This is a genomic window from Clostridium sp. AF28-12 (genome assembly GCF_003435225.1).
Taxonomy (GTDB): Bacteria; Bacillota; Clostridia; order Lachnospirales; family Lachnospiraceae; genus Pilosibacter; species Pilosibacter fragilis.
The window spans coordinates 171,261-195,750 of the sequence record NZ_QWGJ01000001.1; the positions used below are offsets into that span (position 1 = coordinate 171,261).

Consider the following 24,490-nt stretch of genomic DNA (forward strand, 5'->3'; position numbering starts at 1 on the left):
GGCTGTTTTGTCAATTGATTTATTGTAAAAATATCTGGTTGTCTGCTGTATTCTTAACACGGACGGTCAGGCATTGGAAAAATTACTGAAGGGTTTTATAAACCTCAAAGCTTGGCTTCTTATTTCCGTTCACATCGATGAGACCGAACGCATAATGCGCACCCAGAAGTCCCTGCTCATCCTTCATGCGGTTCAACAGGAATGCCTCAACGTATGGATTTGCCTTTGCGGTCTCATAAGCTTCCTTAATGCACTGGGCCTGGAGATCGAGGCACTGACCGCCGTGGACCGGGGAATCAGAAGTGAATCCCTGCTCGGAGAGGATCAGGTGGCGGACCTTTCCGGACGGGGAAAGCATGTCGGCCTGCTGCATATAATCGGTCAGAATATGAAGATTCTTCAGGTTGATGATATAAGTATCTGCTTTTTCCAGTGTATATTTGTCATCGGAGAAGACCGGATCCTCGAAGGTCTCCGGATATGCGTGCCATGCGATACCGTAGTCGGTATCTTTCAGGCGGCTGTTTAACCGCGGGATCATGTCCATAGCGCCGTACTTGAAGCCCTCGACCTGTCCGCAGTTCCAGCGGAAGTCGAACGGAATATAGACGTTTGCCAGCTTGTTGGAACCTTTGATGGTGTCGTACCAGGTGCGGAATCCGGTCGCGTAGTTGGAACAGTAGGTGTCAATATCCATCTGCCCGATATAGTTCCACGCCTGTCCATCATTGATCTCATTGCCGATGACCCAGTTGGAGACACAATCCCTGAATGCCTCTGTGACGCGCTTCGCGGCCTCTCTTGTGGCCTGGACGCCGGCATCGTTTAAGGTGTTGAACGCGTAGTAGCTTGCGCCGGTTGGCTGGGATACCGGAAGAAGAGACGGGCTGTAGCTCGCTGCTGCCCAGTCGTTTAAGACGATCAGCGTCACAGTGACGCCTGCCTGGTCAAGCTTTGTGTAGAGATCCTGGCAGACAGACAACTGGCTGCTGAATGCCCAGGACATCGGAAAATTTAAAACGACCTGAGAAGCACCGACCTCGAGAACGTCCGGGATCTGGGCATGTTCATTGATCAGAACGCCCTTGATGGACTTTGGAGTCTGGTAGTGGTCGGCGTAGGCCGGAACGGCAATGGAAAAGCAGAGCGCTGCGGACAGCGCGGCAGCTGCGATGCGCTTCAGTGAATTCATAAGATTTCCCCTTTGTGGAATGAGCCATTTTTTGCGGAGCATTGATTCCTGAAAATAATTCCTCCGCACTGTTGGCAATGTTCATATATTTACTATACCGTGAGGCGGAATAGAAGTCAATGGAAAGGGACGTAAAACTGGTGAAAAGGGGAAAATGCCGGAATTTGAAATTGAAACAATTATGTCCGGAAATAAAAGTTAAAAACAAGGATATAGGAAAAAAGAACTTTGGCAAGCTGGCAGAGCAAAAAATAGGGACCGCAGCCGTTCCTGCAGTCCCTAAGGGGAGTATGGAAAGTATCAATTTTTTAGGGGGACCTGCCAGAGTTGCCTCCGACAGGTATGAGTATGAAAAAGCTTTGTGTGTTCAAGTGTAACACTTGAAACAAAGGCAGGTTATCCTTTCGGATAACGTAATTATATTATATAGACAAAATGTGTCTAAACTGTGAGTAAAAAATTAAAAGAAAGTAAAATTACTTAACGAATAATGAAGAGCCGTATCGAAATATGGCGAAAATTGGCACAGAGACAGACAACAAATCCTGCGCCGAGGATTTCCCGGAGATCTGCCGCATTTTTGCCGAAGTTTGGCAGGAAATTTGAACATAAATTGTCCATAAATATCTGATATACTATATAATAAATTGGTATCAGAGAGGCCAAAAGCTTTTGATCCCAACATCTTGAGATAAGAGAAAAAGAAAACGGGGAGGTTCACAATGAAGAAAGAAAAAATGATATTAGTACCCGCAGCGTTTCTTATGACAGCAATGCTGGCATTTCCGGTTATGGCATCGGAAAGGATCGAGGAGGTCACGATCGATATCAGTGCAGTCCTGACAGATTCCGACAACCTTGAAGTTGAGGCGGAAGTGTCGGATGACGGCTGTTATGTGGATGAGGTGACAGTCACAAATACACCGAGCGGAGACTGGAACGACAGCACAAAGCCGAAGGTAAAAGTTACTCTTGGCGCGGAGAGCGGATATACGTTCTCCACCGGACTCGGTAGATCCGATGTATATCTCGGAAATGATGATCAGACGGTGACATCTGTTTCGAGAAGTACTTCAAAGCTGTCTGTCTATGTGACACTCCCGAAGATCGAAGATATCGACACGGACTATGATTCTGATGATGATTTGGAAGTATATGATCTTTTCTGGGATGACAGCTACGGTGGAGTTGCATGCTGGGAGGGATCTGATTCCGCAAAGAAATATCAGGTTCGTTTATATAGGGACGGAAGCGCAGTGGGCTCCACATATACGACAACGAATGATTACTACAACTTCTGTGGTTCCTTCGCAAAAAGTGGAAGTTATACATTTAAGGTAAAAGCGATCCGGGGAAACAACGAGACCAGCTGGCAGGAGTCTGACTCCAAAGATGTAAACAGCAGCGAGGCATCCGCAATCTACGCGAACCGCACAGCAGCAGCGAAGTATTACGGCAGCGGTTCCTCAGGATCAAACAATCAGACAAGCTCCAGCTCCTCCAGCACCGCAGACGGCGCATGGCTCCGCGACGGCAACGGCTGGTGGTGGTGCAACCCGGATAAGACTTACCCAGTGGCGAACTGGAAGCTGATCAACAACGTATGGTATTATTTCAACCAGTCCGGATATATGACAGAGAACCAGTGGGTAATGAACAACAACCGGTGGTATTACTGCGGAGTGTCCGGCGCGCTGGTCAAGAGCCAGTGGGTACAGACGAACGGCGCATGGTACTACTGCGGAGCTGACGGCGCGATGCTCACGAGCCAGATGATCGGCGGACAGTATTATGTTGATAAAAATGGCGTCTGGGTGCAGTAGAATAAAAATTTCAAAAACCCCTTTAAAAACAAAGGTCTTTCGTATATAATAAAAACTGATATTTCGCGCCCTGAATAAAGCAGGGTTTTCTGATAGAGAGATAAGCGAGGCACATCCCACCGATGGGATGTGGAAATGGATTCAGGAGATTTTCAGTTAGAGAGACAGGAGGAAGACGACAATGATGATGTCCAACGACATTGGAATTGACTTAGGTACCGCCAGCATCCTTGTATACATTAAGGGAAAAGGCGTTGTTTTAAAGGAGCCGTCCGTAGTAGCACTGGACAGAGAGACGAATAAAGTAATTACCTTCGGTGAGGAGGCGCGTCTGATGATCGGACGTACTCCGGGTAATATCGTTGCGGTAAGACCGCTCCGTAAAGGTGTAATTTCCGATTATACCGTAACCGAAAAAATGTTAAAATATTTCATTAACAAAGCGGTCGGAAAGAGAACCTTAAGAAAACCGCGTATCGCTGTCTGCATCCCGAGCGGAGCGACAGAGGTTGAGAGAAAGGCCGTTGAGGATGCAACTTATCAGGCAGGTGCCCGTGAGGTCTGCATTATCGAGGAGCCGGTTGCGGCAGCGATCGGTGCAGGAATCGATATCTCCAAGGCATGCGGAAACATGATCGTAGATATCGGAGGCGGTACTGCGGATATCGCAGTGATCTCTCTCGGAGGTACTGTAGTAAGTACTTCTATTAAGACTGCCGGAGATGACTTCGATGAAGCTCTCGTCCGCTATATGAGAAAGAAACATAACCTCCTGATCGGTGAGAGAACCGCTGAGGAGATCAAGATCAATATCGGTGCGGCTTACCGCCGTCCGGAGCTTGTGACGATGGAAGTCCGCGGAAGAAACCTTGTGACAGGTCTCCCGAAGACCATCGTTGTCACATCTGACGAGACACTCGAGGCGTTAAGAGAGCCGGCGATGCAGATCGTAGACGCTGTACACAATGTATTGGAGCGTACACCACCGGAGCTAGCGGCTGATATTTTTGACCGCGGAATTGTTCTTACCGGCGGCGGATCCCTGATCTCCGGACTTGACGCCTTGATCGAGGAGAAGACCGGAATCACGACGATGATCGCGGAGGAGCCGCTCACCGCGGTTGCGATCGGAACCGGTAAGTTTATCGAGTTCGCACACGGCGGAAAAGGCGCAGAAAAATAAAAATGGCAACTGTAACAGGCTATGTGGAAAGAATCAAATACCGCAATGAGGATAACGGTTACTCGGTCTTAAGCGTGGCGGACGGGGGAGAAGAATATATCCTCGTCGGCACATTTCCCTACATCAGTGAGGGAGAGCGGATCGAGGCGACGGGCCGGATGGTGGAACACTCCATCTACGGTGAACAGCTTGCGGTGGAGAGCTATGAGATAAAGGCTCCCGAGGACACACTGGCAATTGAACGGTATCTCGGCTCCGGTGCTATCAAAGGCATCGGAGCTGCTTTAGCTAAAAGGATCGTAAAGAAGTTCAGGGCAGACACTTTCCGGATCATGGAGGAGGAGCCGGAACGTCTCGCAGAGGTAAAGGGTGTCAGCGAGCGCATGGCGATGGAGATCAGCAGTCAGGTGGAGGAAAAACGGGATATGCGCCAGGCCATGGTCTTCCTTCAGCAGTACGGGATTTCCATGAACCTTGCGGTGAAGATCTACCAGCATTACGGTCCGAAGATGTACTCGGTCATCCAGGAAAATCCTTATCAGCTCGCGGATGATATTCAGGGCGTAGGCTTTAAGATCGCGGATGAGATCGCGGCAAAGGTCGGTATCTTTACCGACTCTGATTACCGGATCCGCAGCGGCCTTTTTTATGCTCTGCTCCAGGCGACGGGAAACGGTCATACATATCTGCCGGAGGAGGAGCTGTTTGCCAATGCGGCGGCACTCTTGAATGTAGAACCGGAGCACATGGAAAAGCATCTGGTGGATCTCCAGATGGAGAAGAAGCTGGTGGTGAAGGAAAAGGATGGGAAACGGATCGTCTATCCGGCGCAGTTCTATTATATGGAACTCAATACGGCGAGAATGCTGCATGATCTGAATATTCACTCGAAGATCAATGAGGAGGACGTGAAAAAACGGCTCAAAAAGATCACGGAGGCGGAGAAGATCGAGCTGGATGAGCTCCAGGAGCAGGCGGTGATGGAGGCGGTGAGCAATGGTCTCCTTATTATCACCGGAGGACCTGGAACTGGTAAAACAACGACGATCAACACGATCATCCACTATTTTGACCGGGAAGATATGGAGATCCTTCTGGCGGCCCCGACGGGGCGTGCGGCAAAGCGCATGACGGAGGCGACCGGATATGAGGCAAAGACGATCCATCGCCTTCTGGAGCTGACCGGAGCGCCTGTCGCGGATCCGAAAAACAACGGCAATTCCGGCGAGAACCGGCTGGAGGGCATGCATTTTGAGCGGAACGAGGAAAATCCTCTCGACGCGGATGTGATCATCATCGATGAGATGTCGATGGTCGACATCAGCCTGATCCACTCGCTCTTAAAGGCAGTAAATGTGGGGACGAGGCTGATCCTTGTGGGAGATGTTAACCAGCTTCCGAGCGTCGGACCGGGAAATGTCCTGCGGGATATGATCGCGTCTGAGGCGTTCCCTGTTGTAAAACTTACAAAGATCTTCCGCCAGGCGGCCCAGAGTGACATTATTGTCAATGCCCATAAGATCAATGACGGAGAGGTGGTTCCCTTAAATAAGAAGAGCCGTGATTTCCTTTTTATTCGCCGTGACTATCCGGCGGACATCGTGAAGGATATGATGGTCCTTGTACAGGATAAGCTGCCGAACTACGTCCATGCGGAGATGTCGGATATCCAGATCATGACGCCGATGCGGAAAGGTGCTCTCGGAGTGGAGGCGCTAAATAAGCAGCTTCAGGAGCGGTTTAATCCGCCTGCACCGCAGAAAGCGGAAAAGGAGTCCGGCGGAACGATCTTCCGGGTCGGCGATAAGGTCATGCAGATCAAAAACAATTACCAGATCGAGTGGGAGGTCCGCAACAGGTACGGGATCCCGGTGGAAAAAGGGGAAGGCGTCTTTAATGGAGACACGGGGATCATCCGGTCCATCAACAGCTTTGCGGAAACTCTGGAGGTGGAGTTCGATGAGCGGAAGATGGTGGAGTACAGCTTTAAGCAGTTGGAGGAGCTGGAACTCGCCTACGCGATCACGATCCACAAGTCCCAGGGAAGCGAGTATCCGGCGGTTGTGATCCCGGTCCATTCCGGTCCGCGGATGCTGATGACGAGAAATCTGATCTACACGGCGGTTACGAGGGCGAAATCCTGCGTCTGCCTCGTGGGAATACCGGAGGTGTTCCAGGCGATGGTGGACAATGAGGTGGAGCAGAAACGGTACTCAGGGCTGAAGGACCGGATTCTGGAGATTGATACATCTATGATGCAGAAATAGACCTGCACTATTTGTTCTAATATTTATATTTAACATGAAATTTAATAAAATTCTTGATGTCCTATATCCCCGCCGCTGTCCGGTATGCGGGGATATCACTGGCAGTTCCGGGCGGATGATCTGTCCGGACTGCCTTCATAAACTATCGTTTGTAAGATCACCGGTATGTAAAAAATGCGGAAAAGAGATTGAAGACGGGAGTCTGGAGTTCTGCCCGGACTGCATGCGCCATCCGCGTGCCTTTGAGTACGGGATCGCCTTATTAAATTACGATGAGGCGGCGAGGCATTCCATGGCGCAGATCAAGTACAATAATAAGAGAGAGTACCTGGATTTTTACGGGACAGCTCTGGCGGCACGGTACGGACGGACAATCCGCCGGATGCAGGCAGATGCCCTGGTCCCGGTGCCGGTCCATGCCACGAGGAAAAAGACCCGGGGATTCAATCAGGCAGAGATCCTGGCACGGGTCATCGGAAAGAAGCTGGGGATTCCGGTGATACCGGAAATGCTGGTGAGAAATAAGAAGACGCTGCCGCAGAAGGATCTTTCGGCAGCGGAGCGGCTTAAGAACCTTTCCGGTGCCTTTGCGGCGGGGGAGATCCCGGAGGGGATCAGGAGTGTGATCCTTGTGGACGACATTTATACAACGGGCAGTACCATCGAGGCGTGCGCGAGAGCCCTGCGGGCATCGGGGATCAGCCGGATCTATTTCGTTGTGATCTGCATGACCGGGGGCAGATAGGACAGGGAAAAGTGATATGCATACAGGTTATAGAATGAGAGATACTGCATAAATATGCAAAAGCATATGCATAAACACTTGCTTTTTGTATAGGCCTGTGGTATAGTGGGTTCCGTCGAAAAAGTTGCAAATCCGTATTGGGTTAGAGGAGGAAAATATTATGAAAAAGGCGATTGCATTATGTCTGACCGCTGCAATGGCAGCATCACTTCTTACAGGCTGCGGCAGCAAAACTACAGAGACAACGGCAGCAGCAGAGAACAAGACAGAGACAACAGCAGGTGCGGCTGCAGAAGAAAAGAAAGATGAGGCAGCCGGAGTTGTTAAGGTGATCGAATATGATCTTACAGATGAGCAGTATGCATTTGGCGTGGATAAAGACCAGCCGGAGCTGCTTGAGCAGGTAAATGCATTCATCGCAAAGATCCAGGAGGACGGAACCTTCGATACGATCTGTGATAAATATTTCAGTGATGGCGAGCCGGCTGCAGTAGAATCCGCAGAGTATGATGCTTCCAAGGATCAGCTTGTTGTTGCGACAAACGCATCCTTTGAGCCGTTTGAGTACGTAGACGGCGACAGCTACAAGGGAATCGATATGGAGCTTGCTTCTCTTCTTGCACAGGAGCTTGGCAAGGAGCTTGTAATTGAAAATATGGACTTTGATGCCGTATGCTTATCTGTTGGTCAGCACAAATGCGATATCGCAATGGCTGGCTTAACGATTAACGAGGAGAGAGAAGAATATGTAACCTTCTCTGATCCGTATTATAAAGCATCCCAGAGACTGGTTACGCTGGCAGATGATACGGCTTTTGATGACTGCAAGGATGCAGCGTCCGTAGAAGAGATCCTTAAGGGCTTAAGTGCGAGCGACAAGATCGGCGGACAGCAGGGAACAACAGCCCAGTACTTCATTGAGGGCAGTGATGACTGGGGCTTTGAAGGATTTCCGGCTGAGTGGGTACCGTATAAGAGCGCATCTCTTGCAGTTCAGGATATGATCAATGGCAACTTGAAATATGTGCTCATTGATGCGGCTCCGGCGGAAAGCATCACAAAGGCGATCAACGCAATGCAGTAAAAATATTGGAAATACTGGTTATAAAAGCGGGGGCAGGATACGGTTCGCTCCCGTTTTTGACTGTACTGGAACATGGCTGGAAACGCTGTGTTTTTGCTATCTGGAGGTATTATGGGAAACTTCGGGAACAAATGGAACAAGTTTGTACAGATATTTATTGAGAAAAACGGTTACGTCAAGGTCGTACAGGGTCTGCAGAATACGCTTCTGATCGCGGTAGTCGGCATGCTCATCGGTGTTTTGATCGGTACCATCATCGCGACGGTCCGCGTCCTGCCGAAATATAAGACACTTCCGCGGGCGCTGAATGCGGTCTGCAGCTTCTATGTGGGTCTCTTCCGCGGAACCCCGATGGTCGTGCAGCTTCTGATCTTCTACTATGTTATGCTGCCGCTTATGGGGATCAAGCTGCCGGGTGTCCGTGTTGCCATGGTGGTCTTTGGCTTAAACAGCGGCGCGTATATTTCCGAGATCATGCGAAGCGGTATCCAGTCCGTTGATCCGGGACAGCTTGAGGCGGGACGTGCAGTTGGTCTTGGCTTTGGTCCTGCGATGATCCGGATCGTAATCCCGCAGGCAGTGAAAAATATTCTTCCGACTCTGGGCAATGAGTTTATTGCCCTGATCAAGGAAACCTCCGTTGTCAGCTTCGTCGGCGCGGCGGATCTTTACGTTGCCTTCAACTATATCGGAAGCAACAGCTACGAGTTCATGGTCCCGTATCTTGTCATGGCGGCGATCTACATCGTTCTCGTGCTGGTGATCTCAATTCTTGTAAAACTGATGGAAAGGAGCCTGAAGAAGAGTGATAGACGTCATTGATCTGAAAAAAACATTTGGTGATCTGGAAGTCCTGAAGGGAATCAATGTGACCATCAATAAAGGTGACATCGTTGTAGTCATCGGTCCGTCCGGCTCCGGAAAAAGTACATTTTTAAGATGCCTGAACTGTATGGAGGATCCGACCTCCGGCAGCATCATTTTTAACGGCGTAGATATCGCCGATATGCGCGTGGACATCAATATCCACCGCCGCCATATGGGCATGGTATTCCAGCACTTCAACCTGTTCAACAATATGACTGTGATCGAGAATATCATGATGGCGCCGGTCTATGTGCGCTGTAAAGAGTTAAAGAAGGCAAAGAGAAAAGGAACGCTGGCACCTGATGCGCCGAAGACAAAGGCGGAGATCAAGGCACAGGCGAGAGAGGAAGCTCTGGAGCTGTTACGCCGCATCGGTCTTGAGGATAAAGCAGACGTTTACCCGTCCACTCTTTCCGGCGGACAGAAGCAGCGTGTGGCCATCGTCCGCGCTCTGGCGATGAAGCCGGATGTGATCCTCTTCGATGAACCGACGAGTGCTCTCGATCCGGAGATGGTAGGTGAGGTACTGGATCTCATGAAGGAGCTTGCAAACGAAGGAATGACCATGGTCGTTGTAACCCACGAGATGGGCTTTGCGAGAGAGGTTGCAAACCGCGTGCTGTTTATGGATCAGGGAAAAATTCTCGAAGAAGCTCCACCGGAAGAATTCTTCGCGCATCCGAAGAATGAGAGAACAAAGGAATTTTTATCGAAGGTCCTGTAAATATTAGATAATGAAAAGCTTCTTGTTGCCTGAAAGATGGAAACGAGAGGCTTTTTTTATTTACGCGACAACTGACCAAAGTCCGCTCTTGCGCAAAATCTTGTTCTCAATAGTGCCCCTTCTCCTTGGCGTGCCAACTACACAGCAGCAGGGAACTTTCAGAAAGCAGTGCCTGGATACAGGGATCTGGTTCCTCTTGGCTCGCAGGTGAATGCGTTGGAAAAAAGATGATGCTTGTCTGAGCGAAGCGAGTTGCATCATCTTTTTTTCGTCCCTAGCAGTCGCCCGCAAGCCTAGAGGAACCAGATCCCTGAATCCCACAAACACTGCTTTCTGAAAGTTCCCTGCCCCGCCAATCAACTAAAACTCCACGAAAACTCTTATTTCTCAAGGAAATGCTTGACGCGCCGCAATTCTTATGTTACAATATTCGGGCGAATGGAAGATATAGGTCTTTTTTTTATGCTCAAAAAACGATAGCAATGAATAGAGAAAAGACCGCCTTACAAAGAAATTAAACGGAGGTGGAAGTCGTGCGCACTAAGATTACACTGGCATGCACAGAATGCAAGCAGCGCAACTACAACATGACGAAGGATAAGAAGACTCATCCGGACCGCATGGAGACAAAGAAGTACTGCAGATTCTGCAAGAGACATACGATGCACAAAGAAACTAAGTAATCCGGTTTGCAAGAAGGACGTGAATTTATGGGAGAAACGGCAAGTAATGAGAAAGCCCCTAAAACGGACTTTATCAAAGGCTTAAAAGCTGAATTCAATAAGATCATCTGGCCGGATAAGGATACGCTTACGAAAGAGACCGCTGTAGTAGTCGTATCAACAGTAATTCTGGGGATTGTTATCGCAGCCCTTGACCTGATCATCAAATTTGGTCTCAATATTGTACTTGGTTAAGGATGAGGTGAAGATATGTCAGAAGCACAATGGTATGTTGTACACACTTATTCCGGATATGAGAATAAGGTAAAGGTTGACATTGAGAAAACAATCGAAAACAGAGGTCTTCAGGATCAGATCTTAGAGGTCTCCGTCCCGCTGGAAGAAGTCATCGAGCTTAAAAACGGTGCTCAGAAGCAGGTCGAGCGTAAGATGTTCCCGGGCTATGTGCTGATTCATATGATCATGAATGATGATACATGGTACGTTGTACGGAACACCAGAGGTGTGACCGGATTCGTAGGACCGGGATCCAAGCCGGTGCCGCTTTCAGAAGAAGAGATGATGAGTCTTGGCTTTAAGGCACCGGATGTCGTTGTAGATTTCGCCGTCGGAGATACCGTCGTTGTTACGGCCGGCGCATGGAAGGATACCGTCGGTGTCATTAGAACCGTCAATGAGTCCAAGCAGTCCATTACAATCAACGTCGAGATGTTCGGCCGTGAAACACCGGTGGAACTGAGCTTTTCTGAAATCAAGAAGATGTGACCGTAAACGGACTAAGATCCGGACCGGTCGTCCGTACCTTTTTTAGGAAAACGGACTTTGTGCCCGCGTGGGAGGGAAATCCCCGACATTACCACATTATTTAGGAGGTGCCTAATTATGGCAAAGAAAGTTACAGGTTATATTAAATTACAGATTCCTGCCGGCAAGGCAACACCGGCTCCGCCAGTTGGACCGGCTCTTGGACAGCACGGTGTTAACATCGTACAGTTCACAAAGGAGTTCAACGCTAAAACTGCTGACCAGGGCGATATGATCATCCCGGTTGTTATCACAGTTTACGCTGACAGAAGCTTCAGCTTCATCACAAAGACTCCGCCGGCTGCTGTATTATTAAAGAAGGCTGCAAAGATCAAATCCGGTTCCGCAACACCGAACAAAGCAAAGGTAGCTACTCTTACAAGAGCTGAAGTACAGAAGATCGCTGAGCTCAAGATGCCAGACTTAAACGCTGCAAGCATCGAGGCTGCTACAAGCATGATCGCTGGTACTGCTCGTTCCATGGGTATCACCGTAACAGACTGATCGTAAGCAACTGAATGGAGGACGGACCTCCATATACAGCAACAATCACGTGGGAGGGAGGACTCCCGACACTACCACAGGAGGTTTTTTATAATGAAAAGAGGAAAAAGATACGTAGAAGCGGCAAAAGCTATCGACCGCGCTACTCTTTATGATACAGCAGATGCAATCGCATTAGTTAAAAAGTCTGCTGTTGCTAAATTTGATGAAACAATCGAGGCTCACTTAAGAACAGGCTGTGATGGCCGTCATGCTGATCAGCAGATCCGTGGTGCAGTAGTTCTGCCGCACGGAACAGGTAAGACTGTTCGTATCCTTGTATTCGCAAAAGGACCGAAGGCTGATGAGGCTCAGGCTGCAGGCGCTGACTTCGTTGGAGCAGAGGATTTAATTCCGAAGATCCAGAACGAAGGCTGGTTAGATTTTGATGTAGTTGTTGCTACACCGGATATGATGGGCGTTGTTGGACGTCTTGGCCGTGTACTCGGACCGAAGGGCTTAATGCCGAACCCGAAGGCTGGTACCGTAACAATGGACGTTACAAAGGCTATCAAAGAGATCAAAGCTGGTAAGATTGAGTACAGACTCGATAAGACAAACATCATTCACGTGCCAGTAGGTAAGGCTTCTTTCACAGAAGAACAGTTAGCGGACAACTTCCAGACGCTTATGGATGCAATCAACAAAGCAAAACCGAGCACAGTAAAGGGCGCTTACTTAAAGAGCGTTACTCTTACTTCCACAATGGGCCCGGGCGTTAAGTTAAACGTAGCTAAGTTAACAAACTAGTCGATTGTGTCATTTTAACTGTCAGACATTGATCTGGTTCTGCGCCCCAGCGGCATACAACCGGATTGACCGTCTGGCAGTATTTTAATGCAAAAAACTAAAAAAGTGATTGACAATCCAAATATATTATGATAAACTATTTGGGTATTGAATGCCGAAGACAGCAGGTGCCGTAAGGCGTAAGGTAAAAACACCTGCCGAGGGACGTACAAAACTCACACAGAATTTTGTAAACCTCTCGGTCTGCGGACAGAGAGGTTTTTCTGATAAGCGAAAAAATGCTGTGACGGCGAATCCAATACTAAATAAAACAGGAGGTAAACCATTCATGGCAAAAGTTGAATTAAAGCAGCCGGTAGTTGCTGAGATCGCTGAAGTCCTCAACGGAGCAAAGTCTGCTGTAGTCGTTGACTACCGTGGATTAACTGTTGAGCAGGATACTGCTCTTCGTAAACAGTTAAGAGAAGCTGGTGTTTCTTATAAAGTATATAAGAACACAATGATCCGCTTCGCTGCAAAGGGAACTGAGTTCGAAGCACTTGAGCCGCATCTTGAAGGACCGACAGCACTTGCTGTTTCTAAAGAAGATGCAACAGCTCCGGCCAGAGTATTAGCTGAGTTCGCAAAGAAAGCTGACAAGCTTGAATTAAAAGGCGGCGTTGTAGAGGGAACATACTACGATGCAGCAGGTATCGGTGTGATCGCAAGCATCCCGTCCAGAGAGGTTCTTCTTGGAAGACTTCTTGGAAGCATGCAGTCCCCGATCACAAACTTCGCACGCGTTCTCAACCAGATCGCAGAGAAGAACGGCGAAGGCGCAGAAGCTCCGGCAGAGGCTTAATCCTCATCCCGGTCCTGCAGGCGGAAACACGCATCGCGTGATCCCGTCAAAGGCAGCATAGATGCTGTATAAAAGTTGTGAAAAACAAACGTGAAATATAAATTATTATGGAGGTAAATTATAATGGCAAAGTTAACAACCGCTGAGTTTATCGAAGCTATCAAGGAATTATCCGTATTAGAGTTAAACGAATTAGTAAAGGCTTGTGAGGAAGAGTTCGGTGTATCCGCAGCAGCAGGCGTAGTAGTTGCAGCAGCAGGCGCTGGCGCAGCAGCAGAGGAAGAGAAGACTGAGTTCGACGTTGAGCTTACAGAAGTAGGCCCGAACAAGGTTAAAGTTATCAAAGTTGTTCGTGAAGTAACAGGTCTTGGCCTCAAGGAAGCTAAGGACGTTGTAGACGGCGCTCCGAAGGTTCTTAAGCAGGGTGCATCCAAAGACGAAGCTAACGACATCAAGACAAAACTTGAGGCTGAAGGCGCTAAGATTACTCTTAAGTAATCAACTTTTATACTTTGAATGTTTTGATCCGCAGGAAGATGACTTCCTGCGGATTTTTTCATGTAACAGGAAATTCCGAGGAATTCCCCGTTACATAAAAAGGCACTGACGTGCCAAAGATGCACACTCGCGCAAAGATGTAGATTGTCGCAAGCGGCCGCGCGAGGCGCGAGAATGTGCTAAGGCACATTCTTTTCATTTTGGGGCGATTGTAAGTAATTTGGCGGTGGAAAGACAGGCGCTTATGTGTTAAAATGGATAGCATGAAAATGGCATTGCCTGCCCATTATGCGTATCAATGATCGGGCGGGACAAAAAGGAGAAAGAAATGATTGAAGAATTAGTAAAGAGATACCCGGTTCTGGAATCCGTAAAGGGGCAGATCGAGGATGCATACAAGATCTTGGAGACATGCTATGAGGACGGAGGAAAGCTTCTGATCGCCGGAAACGGCGGAAGTGCCGCAGACTCTGACCATATCGTCGGAGAGCTGATGAAAGGTTTTGTAAAGCGTCGCCCGGTATCTGCGGAACTCGCCGAGGCGTTAAAGCAGACAGACCCGGAGAGAGGGGAAGAACTGGCGAAAAAGCTTCAGGGCGGGCTCCCGGCCATCGCCCTCACAAACCATGCGGCTCTCTCCTCAGCATTCGCAAACGATGTGGATGGAATGCTCTCTTACGCACAGCAGTTAAACGGCTACGGAAAAGCAGGGGATGTGTTCCTCGGAATCAGCACCTCCGGAAACTCTGAGAATGTGATGTATGCCGCTGTGACCGCAAAGGCAAAGGGACTTAAAGTTGTCGGTCTTACGGGAAAGACAGGCGGAAAGCTCGCAAAGCTCGCAGATGTCGCTATTATCGTGCCGGAGCAGGAGACCTATAAGATCCAGGAACTCCACCTGCCGATCTACCATGCGCTCTGCCTGATGTTAGAAGATAAGTTTTATGCGGAATAAAAAGACCATGACCTGGGGGGAATTATGAAGAGACGGGAATGTGCCTCGTTAATTATTCTGGCATTGGCGGCGGTACCCGCACTGTTAGTTGCCATCGGACAGGTTTATGTGACAGGCGTAGACGGGATCAGGCTCAGAAGAACGGAGACCATCGACCTTCTGACGGAGATCGCGGTGCTGTTCTTTTTATATCTGTTCACGATCTGGAAAATTGAATCGAACCGGATCCGGACAGGTGCGGTACTTCTCATCACAGCCGGATTTCTCTGGATCCATCAGGCATTCACGGCGATGATCCTGTCAGGCGCGTATGTGCTGGTGCTTTTGATGCTCGGCGCACGGATCCGCAGAGGGATGGACCGGGAGCACAGATGGAGGGAGTACCATGTGATCACAGGGCTGGCGGACTTCCTTCTTGGAAGTGGATTTATGATATGCCTGTTCTGCCTGGGATCCCTGTTTTTCGGATGTGGGATCACAAGCTTCCGGTTTCTCACAGTGGTCATCGCCGGACTTCTGGCTGGGTACCGGATGATGGAATTGAGGGCGGCGGGAGATAGCGGAATGCCGTGGAAACGCGTGCCGCAGAGAACCAGGATCTCCCTGGAGATGTCCATCTGTATCGCGCTCATGTTCGCCATGATCCTTTTGCAGGCGGGACGAATGAATATCTGTGCCGACTACGATTCCCTCCATTACGGACTGCGGAATGAGTATGTTCTGGACAACGGCGGCGGAATCTATGAAAATCTCGGAATGGTCAATGTGGTGTACACCTATTCGAAAGGCCTTGAGACATTGCTTTTACCGATCTCCGGGCTGCCGTCCTACGGATTTTTCCTGAGCTTCCAGATTTGGATGACTGTCGGCACTCTGATCGCGGCGGGACAGATCGTGGAGCTGTTTGTCGGAAGAAGGTATGCGGTGAGATGCATGACACTTCTCTCCTGCATTCCGGGAATCATGAACATGTCCATCACGGCAAAGACGGATTCCATGACGGTGTTTATGCAGCTTGTACTGCTGCTGTTTCTTCTGCTCTATATCCGCAGACAGAGGAGCGCGTATCTCGTGCTGGCGGTGGACGCCTACCTGATGACACTCGTGTTAAAGCCAACGGCACTTGTATTTTCAACGGTGGCCGCTGGAACGGCGGGGCTTTATATCCTGCTCACGAGACAGCTGAAATTCCGGCTGAAGGGAAGTTTTCTTCCTTCCTGTATCTATATGATCCCGATGTGGCTTCTCATCTGGTATCGGACATGGCTGCATACGGGACTTCCGCTGACATCCGTGTTTAACTCGATCTGGGCGGCCCTCGGATTTACCGTGAGGTACCCGTACCGGTTTGAAAGTCTGCCGTCGAACGGCGGATCCATGATCTCAATCGAGGGACTAAAGCACATTTTAAAGAGAATTTATGGTGTCCTCATGGCCCCTGTGGGCGAGGACATGGCCCATGTGCGGATTGCCTGGGGCACACCGCTGCTTCTGCTCTTTCTTCTTCTCGTCTGTCTGCCGGTGCTGGCGGATGTGAGAAGATCGAGGCAGAAAGAGAAAAATACCTTGATCTGTCTGGCCTTGGTATTTGTGACGAACGGACTCATGAGTCTCATGGCTCTTTACCTGTTATGGCAGGTGGACGGCAACTATTTCCTGCTTCTCTATGCGCTGTCAGCGATCATGGCGGTGATTGTGGTAGGAAAATTAAAGAGCGGTTTCCTGCGCGGGTCCATATGCAGGATGCTGGTACCGTTTATTCTCTTTAATGTGACCATCACGGCGGTCAGCAACTGGGGCGGAACCCTGGGACTGACACCGGTGAAGTTCATCCACAAGGGATATTATGATCATATGGAAGAGTCCCATGAACTGCTTGCTTTCTACGGAAATGAGAAGATATGGGATATCCTGGCGGAGAACCCGAGAAACCGCGTCGTCGTATTCGGTGAGCAGCCGGAAATGCTGAGGTTCCCGTGCAGCACCCAGAGTTACACGGACATTGAGGGAAGCGGTGGAAACTTTAATCTCTCATCCAGCCCGGAGGCGCTGGCGGACTTCTTTACATTCGCGGGAGTAGATTACATCTATCTCGGAAGCGGATACTTAAAGCCTGGAACGGATGGATTCCGGAACGTGACAGGTCTCTTAAAACAGGGGTATCTTATGGATCTCCTGTATGAAAACGGAAACGGGCTTGCGGTATTCTCGTCTGATCCGAAGAACCTCACCGAGGAGGAGAGTGAGGCGCTTTTAGCGGAGTTTACTGAAAAATACTGGCCCGGAGAACAGCAGTAAGGGGATAAGACATGAATTTACAGGAGAAGATCCTGAAAGTGTGGAGGAGGTGGAGCCCGGAGCTCCTCATCTTTGCGATCTTTCTGGGATTTGGATTTTGGATCAACCGTGGAGTGGAATTAAAGGGACTTTACATGGATGACCTGTATCTCTGGTCCTGCTACGGGAACCAGTCATTTACGGAGTATGTATTCCCAATGGGCAGCAGCCGCTTCCGCTTCCTGTTTTATCTGGCGTCCTGGCTGGAGCTTTTCTTCATCGGGGGACATGTGGAATGGATGGTTCCATTCAACATCATCCTGAATACGGGAATCGCATACAGCATTTACAGGATGGCGGTGTCATTCAGCGACGGGCGAAGGATCATAAGCTTCGCTGTGGGGATTCTCTACCTGTCATCCAGAATGGCATATTATCAGATCGGCCAGTTTTACGGTCTGATGGAGAGCCTGGCGCTCTGGGCAGCGCTGGGGATACTGTGGTTTCTGTACCGGTATGTGAATGAGAAAAAAACGGGGGCCTTTCTCATGGCAAACCTCCTGTATTTCGTGGTCAGCTTCATTCACGAACGGTATATGGCGCTTCTTCCATTGTTGCTTCTGGCAGTAGCCCTCGGATTTGGAAAGGGACTGGCGCCGGAGACTGTGACAGCGGAGACAGGGAGAAATAGTGAACCGAACCGCGCCGCGGAGCCGGGACGAAGCCGCGGAAGAGGACAGAGCCGCGGGGCGCAGAATAAAAAAGAGGCGGCGGCCCGCACAGCAGCGGCTGAGGAGAAGGTTGGTTTCCATCTCCCGAAGCTCCTGCTTTTCGTGATCACGCTTTTCGTGTTCGGCGCGATCCAGATGATCCGCCTTTACACTATCGGAACGCTTTCACCGGCGGGAACCGGCGGAACTGACGTGGCAGATACTTTTAAGTTCACGGACGCCATTGGACAGGCACTGAACCAGGTGGGACTCGTGTTTGGGAGAAACTCCGGACCGCTCCACCTCTGTATCGAACCGTTTGCGGACAGCCCGGATAGAATCAAAAATCTAATCCTGGCGGCGGAGGCAATTCTGGGTGTCGGCGTTCTGGCGGCTGTGATCGGTATGATCCGGGCGCGGGATGAGATCGTCTGCCATTTAAAGAACGCGGTGCTGTTCCTTGTGTTTATCACACTCTGCATCGGCAGCTCCAGCGTGACGATCCGTGTGGAGATGCGCTGGGTCTATGTGGCTTACGCGGCGGCGCTTCTGTTCTTTGCCTACCTGTCACGGGTGATGGGGAAGGCGGGGATCCTGGTGCTGTTGTACGGCTGCCTGATCTTCCCGGTGGAGACATATTACCGGGACAACTGGGACAACCTGTATCTGTGGGCGCCCCAGAGCCAGTATAATTCCCTGGCGGAGAAGACATACGGAACATACGGGGACGATATCTTCGACAAGGAGATCTACATCATCGGGAAGGATTTTGAGATCAGTGATTTTAATGCTGAAACATTCCTGAAAGTATATGCAAAAGATAAAACAAATGTTCCGAAGCTCCAGTTTATCGACAGTGACATGGATCTCAAGGAGATCACGGATGACATGGTGATCCTGTGTGAGGATCCGGAGCACAACGCATACAACGATGTGACGGAGATCGTGAAGAGGCAGAGGTTCGACACGCCCTTCGGCAGCTATTCGGACGGATGGATCGATGAGCACGCGAAGATCGTTCTGACAAACGGGGAGAGCAGCAAGCTGACCTTAAAGTGCTACTACCCGGGCAGGCTTACAGGCGGTGAGACCTGTAAGATCAAGGTGAACGGACGGCAGATGGCTGATCTTGTATTTACGGACAACACGATGTACTACGAGATCCCGGCTGCGCCGTATCAGAGATTTACCGTGGAATTTTCCTGCAACTTCTATGTGAAAGGGGCGAAGGAACACCGCGGGGAGGAAAATCTGGCGATGGTCGTGAAGGTGGTAGACCAGTAAAAGAGGCAGGTCCGCAGAAATTTTTGCGGACCGCCGGGAAAACGCAGGAATGAAATTTTCTGCAAAAGGGCAGCCGGAGAAGGCTGCGACAGTAAAAAAGGAGAATCAGAAGAATGAATGGACAGCAGTGGGCTCCAATGTGCGCGGGCTTTGCCGTTGCTGTGGTCCTGTTCCTTGTACTCGGGTATTTCCTGAGGAAGAGGGACATGACTGCCCATCTTGCTCCCGTAAAGCGGGAACTCAAGAAGGAAAAGCAATGGCTGCGGCGCGGGGAGTATAATGCGGCTATGGTAAAGGGCCGCCAGAATCTGGAACTGTTTCTGAAGCTGGTGGCGGAATTTAATGGGATCGAGCTCGACAATTCTGCCCAGGCGATGGCGAACGCCAAGAGCGGTCCGGATGGAAGAGGACAGCGCGAAACTTACCGGATGAACGGGAGAAAGCGTCAGAGAGTCATGACATTCCAGCAGTTTGGATGGTGGCTCGACGAGAATGGGTATCTGGACCGGGTCGGAAAGTGGGAATTGAACGAGATCCGCGTGATCGGAAACAAGGCGGTTCATGAGAACTATGTTTCTAAGGAAGATGCCTGGAATCAGTACAATTATATGGAAGATGTTCTGCGGATCGTCGCTGACCACCACGCAAACCGGCGGAAACAGAGAGGACCGGCGGTTAAAAAGAGCCAGACGGGGTGCCATGGGGCGAGCGTGAAGAAGACGTCCGTGGCACAGATGAAAGGACGCGGACAGGGGCAGTCAAAGAGTGGAGGACAGAGTCAGGCAGGAAAAAGCCAGGCGAAGAACAGCGGACAGGGACATGCCCGGAAGCGTGAAGGCGGAAAGCAGACCAGTGGCGGGAACGCGAGGCAGGACGCAAAGGTAAGCGGCAATCAGAGAGTGGTTCAGAAGACCGAGGGAAAGAAAACGGCGGAACAGAAAAGCACTGAGAATAAGCAGACATTGAGAAAGCCGCAGAACGGCAGCAATGGGAAGGCAGCTGGAAAGAATGAGACGTCGGAGAGAACTCAGCAGAAGAGAGAAGTAAAAACAGCGGTCAATAAAGCCCAGCAGAGCAGGGAAGTAAAGATTGTAGAGAAGACCGCAGAGAATGCCCAGCCGGAGAAGCTGAGTTCTTCCGCGAAGAGGCGTCAGAGAAGAAAGCGCGCGAAAGCAGCCAGAGAGCAGGCTGAGGCAGCAGGAATGGTTCGCGAGACTGCACCGCAGAGTAAGGCAGCAAAGCCGACAGAAAAAATAGCAGAGCCGACAGAAAAAACGGTAAAGCCGACAGAAAAACGCACTGTGTGTCATGGGAAAGAGACAGATCGCCAACCGCGCCAGGTACAGCCCCAGACTTCCATGAGGATCGTGACACTCAGTCAGCCAACCGGCGGATGGACAGCGGGAACTGATAAGAAAGAGACAGTGAAGTCAGAAAAGTCAAAGAAGAACACAGCACCGCAATTGAAGCGGAAGAGTGGAGAAGCGGAAAAGCGGACGCAGGGGAATATTGCAGCAAGGCAGACACAGAATGAAGGCGCAGCAGATCCGACAGCGAGACGCCGCCGCAGACCGAAAAGAAGACCGGCAGCGGAACATGCAGGAAATAACGTAGGAAGAACCGCAGCAGGCGGAGGAGATCATGAAGAATAAGAAAAGCTATGTCTATATCGGACTTCCAGTTCTGGGGATGATTTTTTATCTGGCATATATCAGGCGCTCCGCCATTGACATGGTGTATTCCGATTATATCCGGCTCATCAATTCCTATCTGCCGGACGTGTGGAACCCGGATAAGTTTTTTGTGGCGGATCTGCTCACAAGAATTCCGGTGAACTTCTTAGAGCGCGGACTGAATGTCATGATCTTTGGATACAGCGTCACTGTGGACCGGATCATGGGCATCCTCGGATTTGGACTCTCCGCCCTGGTCATCGGCCGGTACAGCAGGAAAAAGGAACTCTGCCCGGTCTGGTACGCGGCGATGATGATCGTTATGTTCAGCCTTAATAAGTGGGAGATGCTGTACAACGGAACCGGATGGGCGCATTTCCTGGCATTCGGATTGTTTTTCTGGAATTATGCCCTGCTGGATCAGGTGTACGAAAAGGGATTCCGAAACGCGAAGAAATCGGAGCTTGTACTTCTCTTTGTACTGCCGTTTGTGATCACCATAGGGGCGGCGGGACCGTACTGCGCGATCTACACGGTAACGATCGTGATGGCGTACCTGTTTATTTACGTGCGCGATATTGTAATTGCAAAGAGTTTATCTGGAAAATATCAGGCAAAGGCCGACAGACAGAATTTAAGCAGCACGGATAGGAAAAACGTATCGGGCAAAGGCAGGGAAAACGCTGGCGTGATCGGTGTAATTTCAGATGATCTTGCCGGAATCGGAACCGCCCGCGTGATCGCCCTGATCGCAGTGGCAGTCATTCCGTTTCTCATTTACCTCTGGAGCAACTCCCAGGCGGTTTACGAGTATTCGGGAGCGGTAAATGTGCCGCTCTTTACGGCTTTCCGACAGGATCCGAAATTTTTTATTAAATTTCTTCTTAAGTCTTTTGCTTCCATGGTTTTTGGAGTAGAATTGATTGACAGGAGCTTTGCAGGGATTCCGGGGAAGGTCTGGTGCGCGGTCGGCGTGATCGTCCTGTTTGCGTATTTCTTTGCGCTGTGGATGAATTTTTATTACCGGATCGAGAAACAGACGATCCTGCCGCTGATGCTCCTGGCAGGCGGTGGTATGAACCACCTGATGGTGCTTGTGAGCCGGTATATCTTTATGCCGAATGACAAGTATGGGATGAGTTCCCGGTATGCGCTGCAGTATCAGATCGGTGTGATCGGAATCTTTCTTACGTTCGCTCTGGCTGCGAAGTGCGGATTCTGTAAAAAGGAAGAATGCAGGGAAAGCAGAGGCACAGAGCCGAAAGGGGCACAGCATATCAGCAGGACTGAAAAGGATCCTTTGCCAAAGCTGGTAAAGAGATTATCGATCGCCCTCGCCGCCATGTTCCTCATCGGAAACGTGATGACGACGGCGGAGGAATTCCGCTTCGGAAAGTACCGGAAAGAACATAACCGGGACGAGGTAAAACAGATCGTATTAAATTTTGAAAACGAGTCAGACAAAACACTGGAGGACGCGCTGGAGTATCACAAACCGGGATGCCGGGAAGCACTTACGGTCCTCAAAGAAAACGGTTGGAATATATGGAGGTAAACCTATGAAAGTAGTAATCCTGGCAGGAGGATTCGGAACAAGGATCAGCGAGGAGAGTCATTTAAAACCAAAGCCGATGATCGAGATCGGTGAGAAGCCGATCATGTGGCATATCATGAAATATTATTCCCAGTTCGGGTATAACGAATTTATTATCTGTCTGGGATACAAACAGTATGTGGTAAAGGAGTTCTTTGCGGATTACTTCCTTCACACATCTGATGTGACCTTCGATCTTGCGAACAACAGCATGAAGGTCCACAACAACTATGCGGAGCCGTGGAAGGTGACTCTGATCGACACAGGACTCAACACCATGACCGGCGGACGCGTAAAGAGGATCAAAGAGTATGTGGGAAATGAGCCGTTTATGCTGACCTACGGCGACGGTCTCGCAAACATCGACTTAAAGGCACTGGAAGAGTTCCACAGAAGCCATGGAAAGCTCGCAACCATCACGGCAGTCAATATCGGACAGCGCTTCGGTGTCCTCGACCTCGAGGATAACGGAAAGATCAATTCCTTCCGCGAGAAGAATGACGATGACGGCAGCCTGATCAACGGCGGTTACATGGTATTAAATCCGGGCGTATTCGACTACATTGAGGGCGATTCCACCGTATTCGAGCAGGCACCGTTAAGAAACCTCGCAAAGGACGGCGAGCTCATGGCATACCGCCACGAGGGATTCTGGAAGTGCATGGATACCCAGCGCGAGAAACAGCAGTTAGAGGCGATGTGGCAGTCAGGAAACGCGCCGTGGAAGATCTGGGAATAGGTTCACACGCCTGCTTTCCGGAAGCCGCTGTGAGGATCGCAGAAAACGGCTGCGCGGAGAGCAAAAATCCGTAAATGGAGATACGAAAATGAATTTGGAAGAAGTATTTAACTTTTATAAAGGAAAGAAGGTCCTCGTAACCGGACATACCGGCTTTAAGGGAACCTGGCTTTCCAGGATCCTTGTAAACGCGGGGGCGGAGGTCACAGGATATTCCTTAAACCCGCCGACAGACCCGGCACTGTTCAACATGGCAGGTCTTGAGGGTAAGATGAATTCTGTCATCGGTGACATCAGGGACCTCGCCCATTTAAAGCAGGTATTCGAGGATACAAAACCGGAGATCGTCTTACATCTGGCGGCACAGCCTATCGTGCGGGACTCCTATAAGGATCCGGTCTACACCTACGAGACGAACGTCATTGGCACCGTCAATATTTTGGAGTGTGTCCGCCTGAATCCGTGCGTGAAGTCTTTCTTAAACGTGACGACGGATAAGGTCTACGAGAACAGGGAGTGGGAGTACGGCTACCGCGAGGTGGACCGCCTGGACGGCTATGATCCGTATTCCAACAGCAAATCATGTTCCGAGCTTGTGACACACAGCTACAGGAAGTCCTTCTTTGCGGACGGACACTGCGCGATCTCAACCTGCCGTGCGGGAAATGTCATCGGCGGCGGCGACTTCGCGAATGACCGTATCGTTCCGGACTGCGTCCGCGCGGCGATGGCGAAAAAGCCGATCGTTGTCCGCAATCCGCATTCTACCCGCCCGTACCAGCATGTGCTGGAGCCGTTAGCGGCATATCTCATGGTTGCGAAGGCCCAGTATGAGGACGGAAAATACGCCGGATACTACAACGTGGGACCGGATGACAAGGACTGCGTGACCACGGGTGAGCTTGTGGACATGTTCTGCAGCGCTTGGGGAAATGGACTTTCCTGGGAAAACAAGAGCGACGGAGGTCCTCACGAGGCAAACTTCTTAAAACTCGACTGCTCCAAGTTGAAGACCACATTTGGATGGCATCCGCGTTATGGCGTGAAGGAAGCCATCGGACTCACCGTTGAGTGGTGCCAGGAGTATGAGAAGAACGGCGATGTTGTGGCTGTCATGGACAGACAGATCAAGGAGATGTTCCAGTAGAACAGAAGAAAATAGTCCACTATTTGAAAAAGACAGGAAACCTGGAGGTGCGTGCAGAAACTTCCCGGCAAATGAAACATTGTATACAGCAGGAACGAGTTCAGAAA

The 24,490-nt window shown here is 50.2% G+C and carries 23 protein-coding genes and 1 other annotated feature; of the genes, 22 read left to right on the plus strand and 1 reads right to left on the minus strand.

All coding sequences use genetic code 11. The features are described from left to right. Positions 1-82: 82 nt before the first annotated feature. Positions 83-1,192 (minus strand): DUF5722 domain-containing protein, encoded by a 1,110-nt coding sequence (locus tag DWY93_RS00805; RefSeq protein WP_117469070.1) that lies wholly within the window; start codon positions 1,190-1,192, stop codon positions 83-85. Positions 1,193-1,311: 119 nt separating this feature from the next. Between DWY93_RS00805 and DWY93_RS00810 the strand changes: the two genes are divergently transcribed. From DWY93_RS00810 to rfbG, 22 genes are all read left to right on the plus strand, one after another. After that, complete coding sequence (locus DWY93_RS00810) at positions 1,312-1,569, plus strand: hypothetical protein (protein ID WP_117469071.1); 258 nt, start codon at positions 1,312-1,314, stop codon at positions 1,567-1,569. 345 nt (positions 1,570-1,914) lie between these two features. Next, positions 1,915-3,015 carry a cell wall-binding protein gene (locus DWY93_RS00815; protein WP_015553089.1) on the plus strand — a complete coding sequence of 367 codons (1,101 nt, stop codon included), beginning with the start codon at positions 1,915-1,917 and terminating at the stop codon, positions 3,013-3,015. A gap of 184 nt (positions 3,016-3,199) precedes the next feature. Continuing rightward, positions 3,200-4,198, plus strand: coding sequence for a rod shape-determining protein (locus DWY93_RS00820; protein WP_330579494.1), 999 nt, complete (start codon positions 3,200-3,202; stop codon positions 4,196-4,198). Between the two features lie 2 nt (positions 4,199-4,200). Continuing rightward, positions 4,201-6,465, plus strand: a complete 2,265-nt coding sequence (locus DWY93_RS00825) for an ATP-dependent RecD-like DNA helicase (protein WP_117469072.1) — start codon at positions 4,201-4,203, stop codon at positions 6,463-6,465. A 34-nt stretch (positions 6,466-6,499) separates the two neighbouring features. After that, positions 6,500-7,210 carry a ComF family protein gene (locus tag DWY93_RS00830; protein WP_117469073.1) on the plus strand — a complete coding sequence of 237 codons (711 nt, stop codon included), beginning with the start codon at positions 6,500-6,502 and terminating at the stop codon, positions 7,208-7,210. A 160-nt stretch (positions 7,211-7,370) separates the two neighbouring features. Then, positions 7,371-8,294, plus strand: a complete 924-nt coding sequence (locus tag DWY93_RS00835; RefSeq protein WP_117469074.1) for an ABC transporter substrate-binding protein — start codon at positions 7,371-7,373, stop codon at positions 8,292-8,294. A gap of 111 nt (positions 8,295-8,405) precedes the next feature. After that, positions 8,406-9,116: an amino acid ABC transporter permease gene (locus DWY93_RS00840; RefSeq protein WP_015553094.1), complete on the plus strand. Its 711-nt coding sequence runs from the start codon at positions 8,406-8,408 to the stop codon at positions 9,114-9,116. Then, positions 9,100-9,885 (plus strand): amino acid ABC transporter ATP-binding protein, encoded by a 786-nt coding sequence (locus tag DWY93_RS00845; RefSeq protein ID WP_117469075.1) that lies wholly within the window; start codon positions 9,100-9,102, stop codon positions 9,883-9,885. Before DWY93_RS00840 ends, DWY93_RS00845 begins: the two co-directional genes overlap by 17 nt. Before the next feature lie 533 nt (positions 9,886-10,418). Continuing rightward, on the plus strand, positions 10,419-10,568 hold the full coding sequence (gene rpmG, locus DWY93_RS00855; protein ID WP_008726232.1) for a 50S ribosomal protein L33: 150 nt from the start codon (positions 10,419-10,421) through the stop codon (positions 10,566-10,568). A 27-nt stretch (positions 10,569-10,595) separates the two neighbouring features. Beyond that, the gene (gene secE, locus DWY93_RS00860) at positions 10,596-10,802 is read left to right on the plus strand and encodes a preprotein translocase subunit SecE (RefSeq protein WP_117469077.1); all 207 of its coding nucleotides are present in this window, start codon (positions 10,596-10,598) and stop codon (positions 10,800-10,802) included. A gap of 15 nt (positions 10,803-10,817) precedes the next feature. Beyond that, positions 10,818-11,333, plus strand: coding sequence for a transcription termination/antitermination protein NusG (gene nusG / locus DWY93_RS00865; protein ID WP_015553096.1), 516 nt, complete (start codon positions 10,818-10,820; stop codon positions 11,331-11,333). A 117-nt stretch (positions 11,334-11,450) separates the two neighbouring features. Further along, positions 11,451-11,876 carry a 50S ribosomal protein L11 gene (gene rplK, locus DWY93_RS00870; protein ID WP_117469078.1) on the plus strand — a complete coding sequence of 142 codons (426 nt, stop codon included), beginning with the start codon at positions 11,451-11,453 and terminating at the stop codon, positions 11,874-11,876. Positions 11,877-11,969: 93 nt separating this feature from the next. Then, on the plus strand, positions 11,970-12,665 hold the full coding sequence (gene rplA, locus DWY93_RS00875; RefSeq protein ID WP_015553098.1) for a 50S ribosomal protein L1: 696 nt from the start codon (positions 11,970-11,972) through the stop codon (positions 12,663-12,665). A 136-nt stretch (positions 12,666-12,801) separates the two neighbouring features. Then, positions 12,802-12,939 (plus strand) — a sequence feature (ribosomal protein L10 leader region). 54 nt (positions 12,940-12,993) lie between these two features. After that, positions 12,994-13,506, plus strand: coding sequence for a 50S ribosomal protein L10 (gene rplJ, locus DWY93_RS00880; RefSeq protein ID WP_015553099.1), 513 nt, complete (start codon positions 12,994-12,996; stop codon positions 13,504-13,506). 123 nt (positions 13,507-13,629) lie between these two features. Further along, positions 13,630-14,004, plus strand: a complete 375-nt coding sequence (rplL, locus tag DWY93_RS00885) for a 50S ribosomal protein L7/L12 (protein WP_015553100.1) — start codon at positions 13,630-13,632, stop codon at positions 14,002-14,004. 328 nt (positions 14,005-14,332) lie between these two features. Next, positions 14,333-14,959 (plus strand): SIS domain-containing protein, encoded by a 627-nt coding sequence (locus DWY93_RS00890; RefSeq protein ID WP_242990491.1) that lies wholly within the window; start codon positions 14,333-14,335, stop codon positions 14,957-14,959. Between the two features lie 24 nt (positions 14,960-14,983). Beyond that, entirely contained in the window at positions 14,984-17,257 is a 2,274-nt protein-coding gene (locus DWY93_RS00895) for a hypothetical protein (protein ID WP_117469080.1), read from the plus strand. Between the two features lie 11 nt (positions 17,258-17,268). After that, the gene (locus DWY93_RS00900; protein WP_117469081.1) at positions 17,269-19,230 is read left to right on the plus strand and encodes a hypothetical protein; all 1,962 of its coding nucleotides are present in this window, start codon (positions 17,269-17,271) and stop codon (positions 19,228-19,230) included. A 113-nt stretch (positions 19,231-19,343) separates the two neighbouring features. Further along, on the plus strand, positions 19,344-20,882 hold the full coding sequence (locus DWY93_RS00905) for a hypothetical protein (protein ID WP_117469082.1): 1,539 nt from the start codon (positions 19,344-19,346) through the stop codon (positions 20,880-20,882). Beyond that, complete coding sequence (locus DWY93_RS00910) at positions 20,872-22,458, plus strand: hypothetical protein (protein ID WP_117469083.1); 1,587 nt, start codon at positions 20,872-20,874, stop codon at positions 22,456-22,458. The genes DWY93_RS00905 and DWY93_RS00910 overlap by 11 nt, the downstream gene beginning before the upstream one ends. A gap of 4 nt (positions 22,459-22,462) precedes the next feature. Beyond that, positions 22,463-23,236 (plus strand): glucose-1-phosphate cytidylyltransferase, encoded by a 774-nt coding sequence (gene rfbF, locus DWY93_RS00915; RefSeq protein WP_117469084.1) that lies wholly within the window; start codon positions 22,463-22,465, stop codon positions 23,234-23,236. A gap of 88 nt (positions 23,237-23,324) precedes the next feature. Beyond that, complete coding sequence (gene rfbG / locus DWY93_RS00920) at positions 23,325-24,383, plus strand: CDP-glucose 4,6-dehydratase (RefSeq protein WP_117469085.1); 1,059 nt, start codon at positions 23,325-23,327, stop codon at positions 24,381-24,383. Positions 24,384-24,490: the final 107 nt, after the last annotated feature.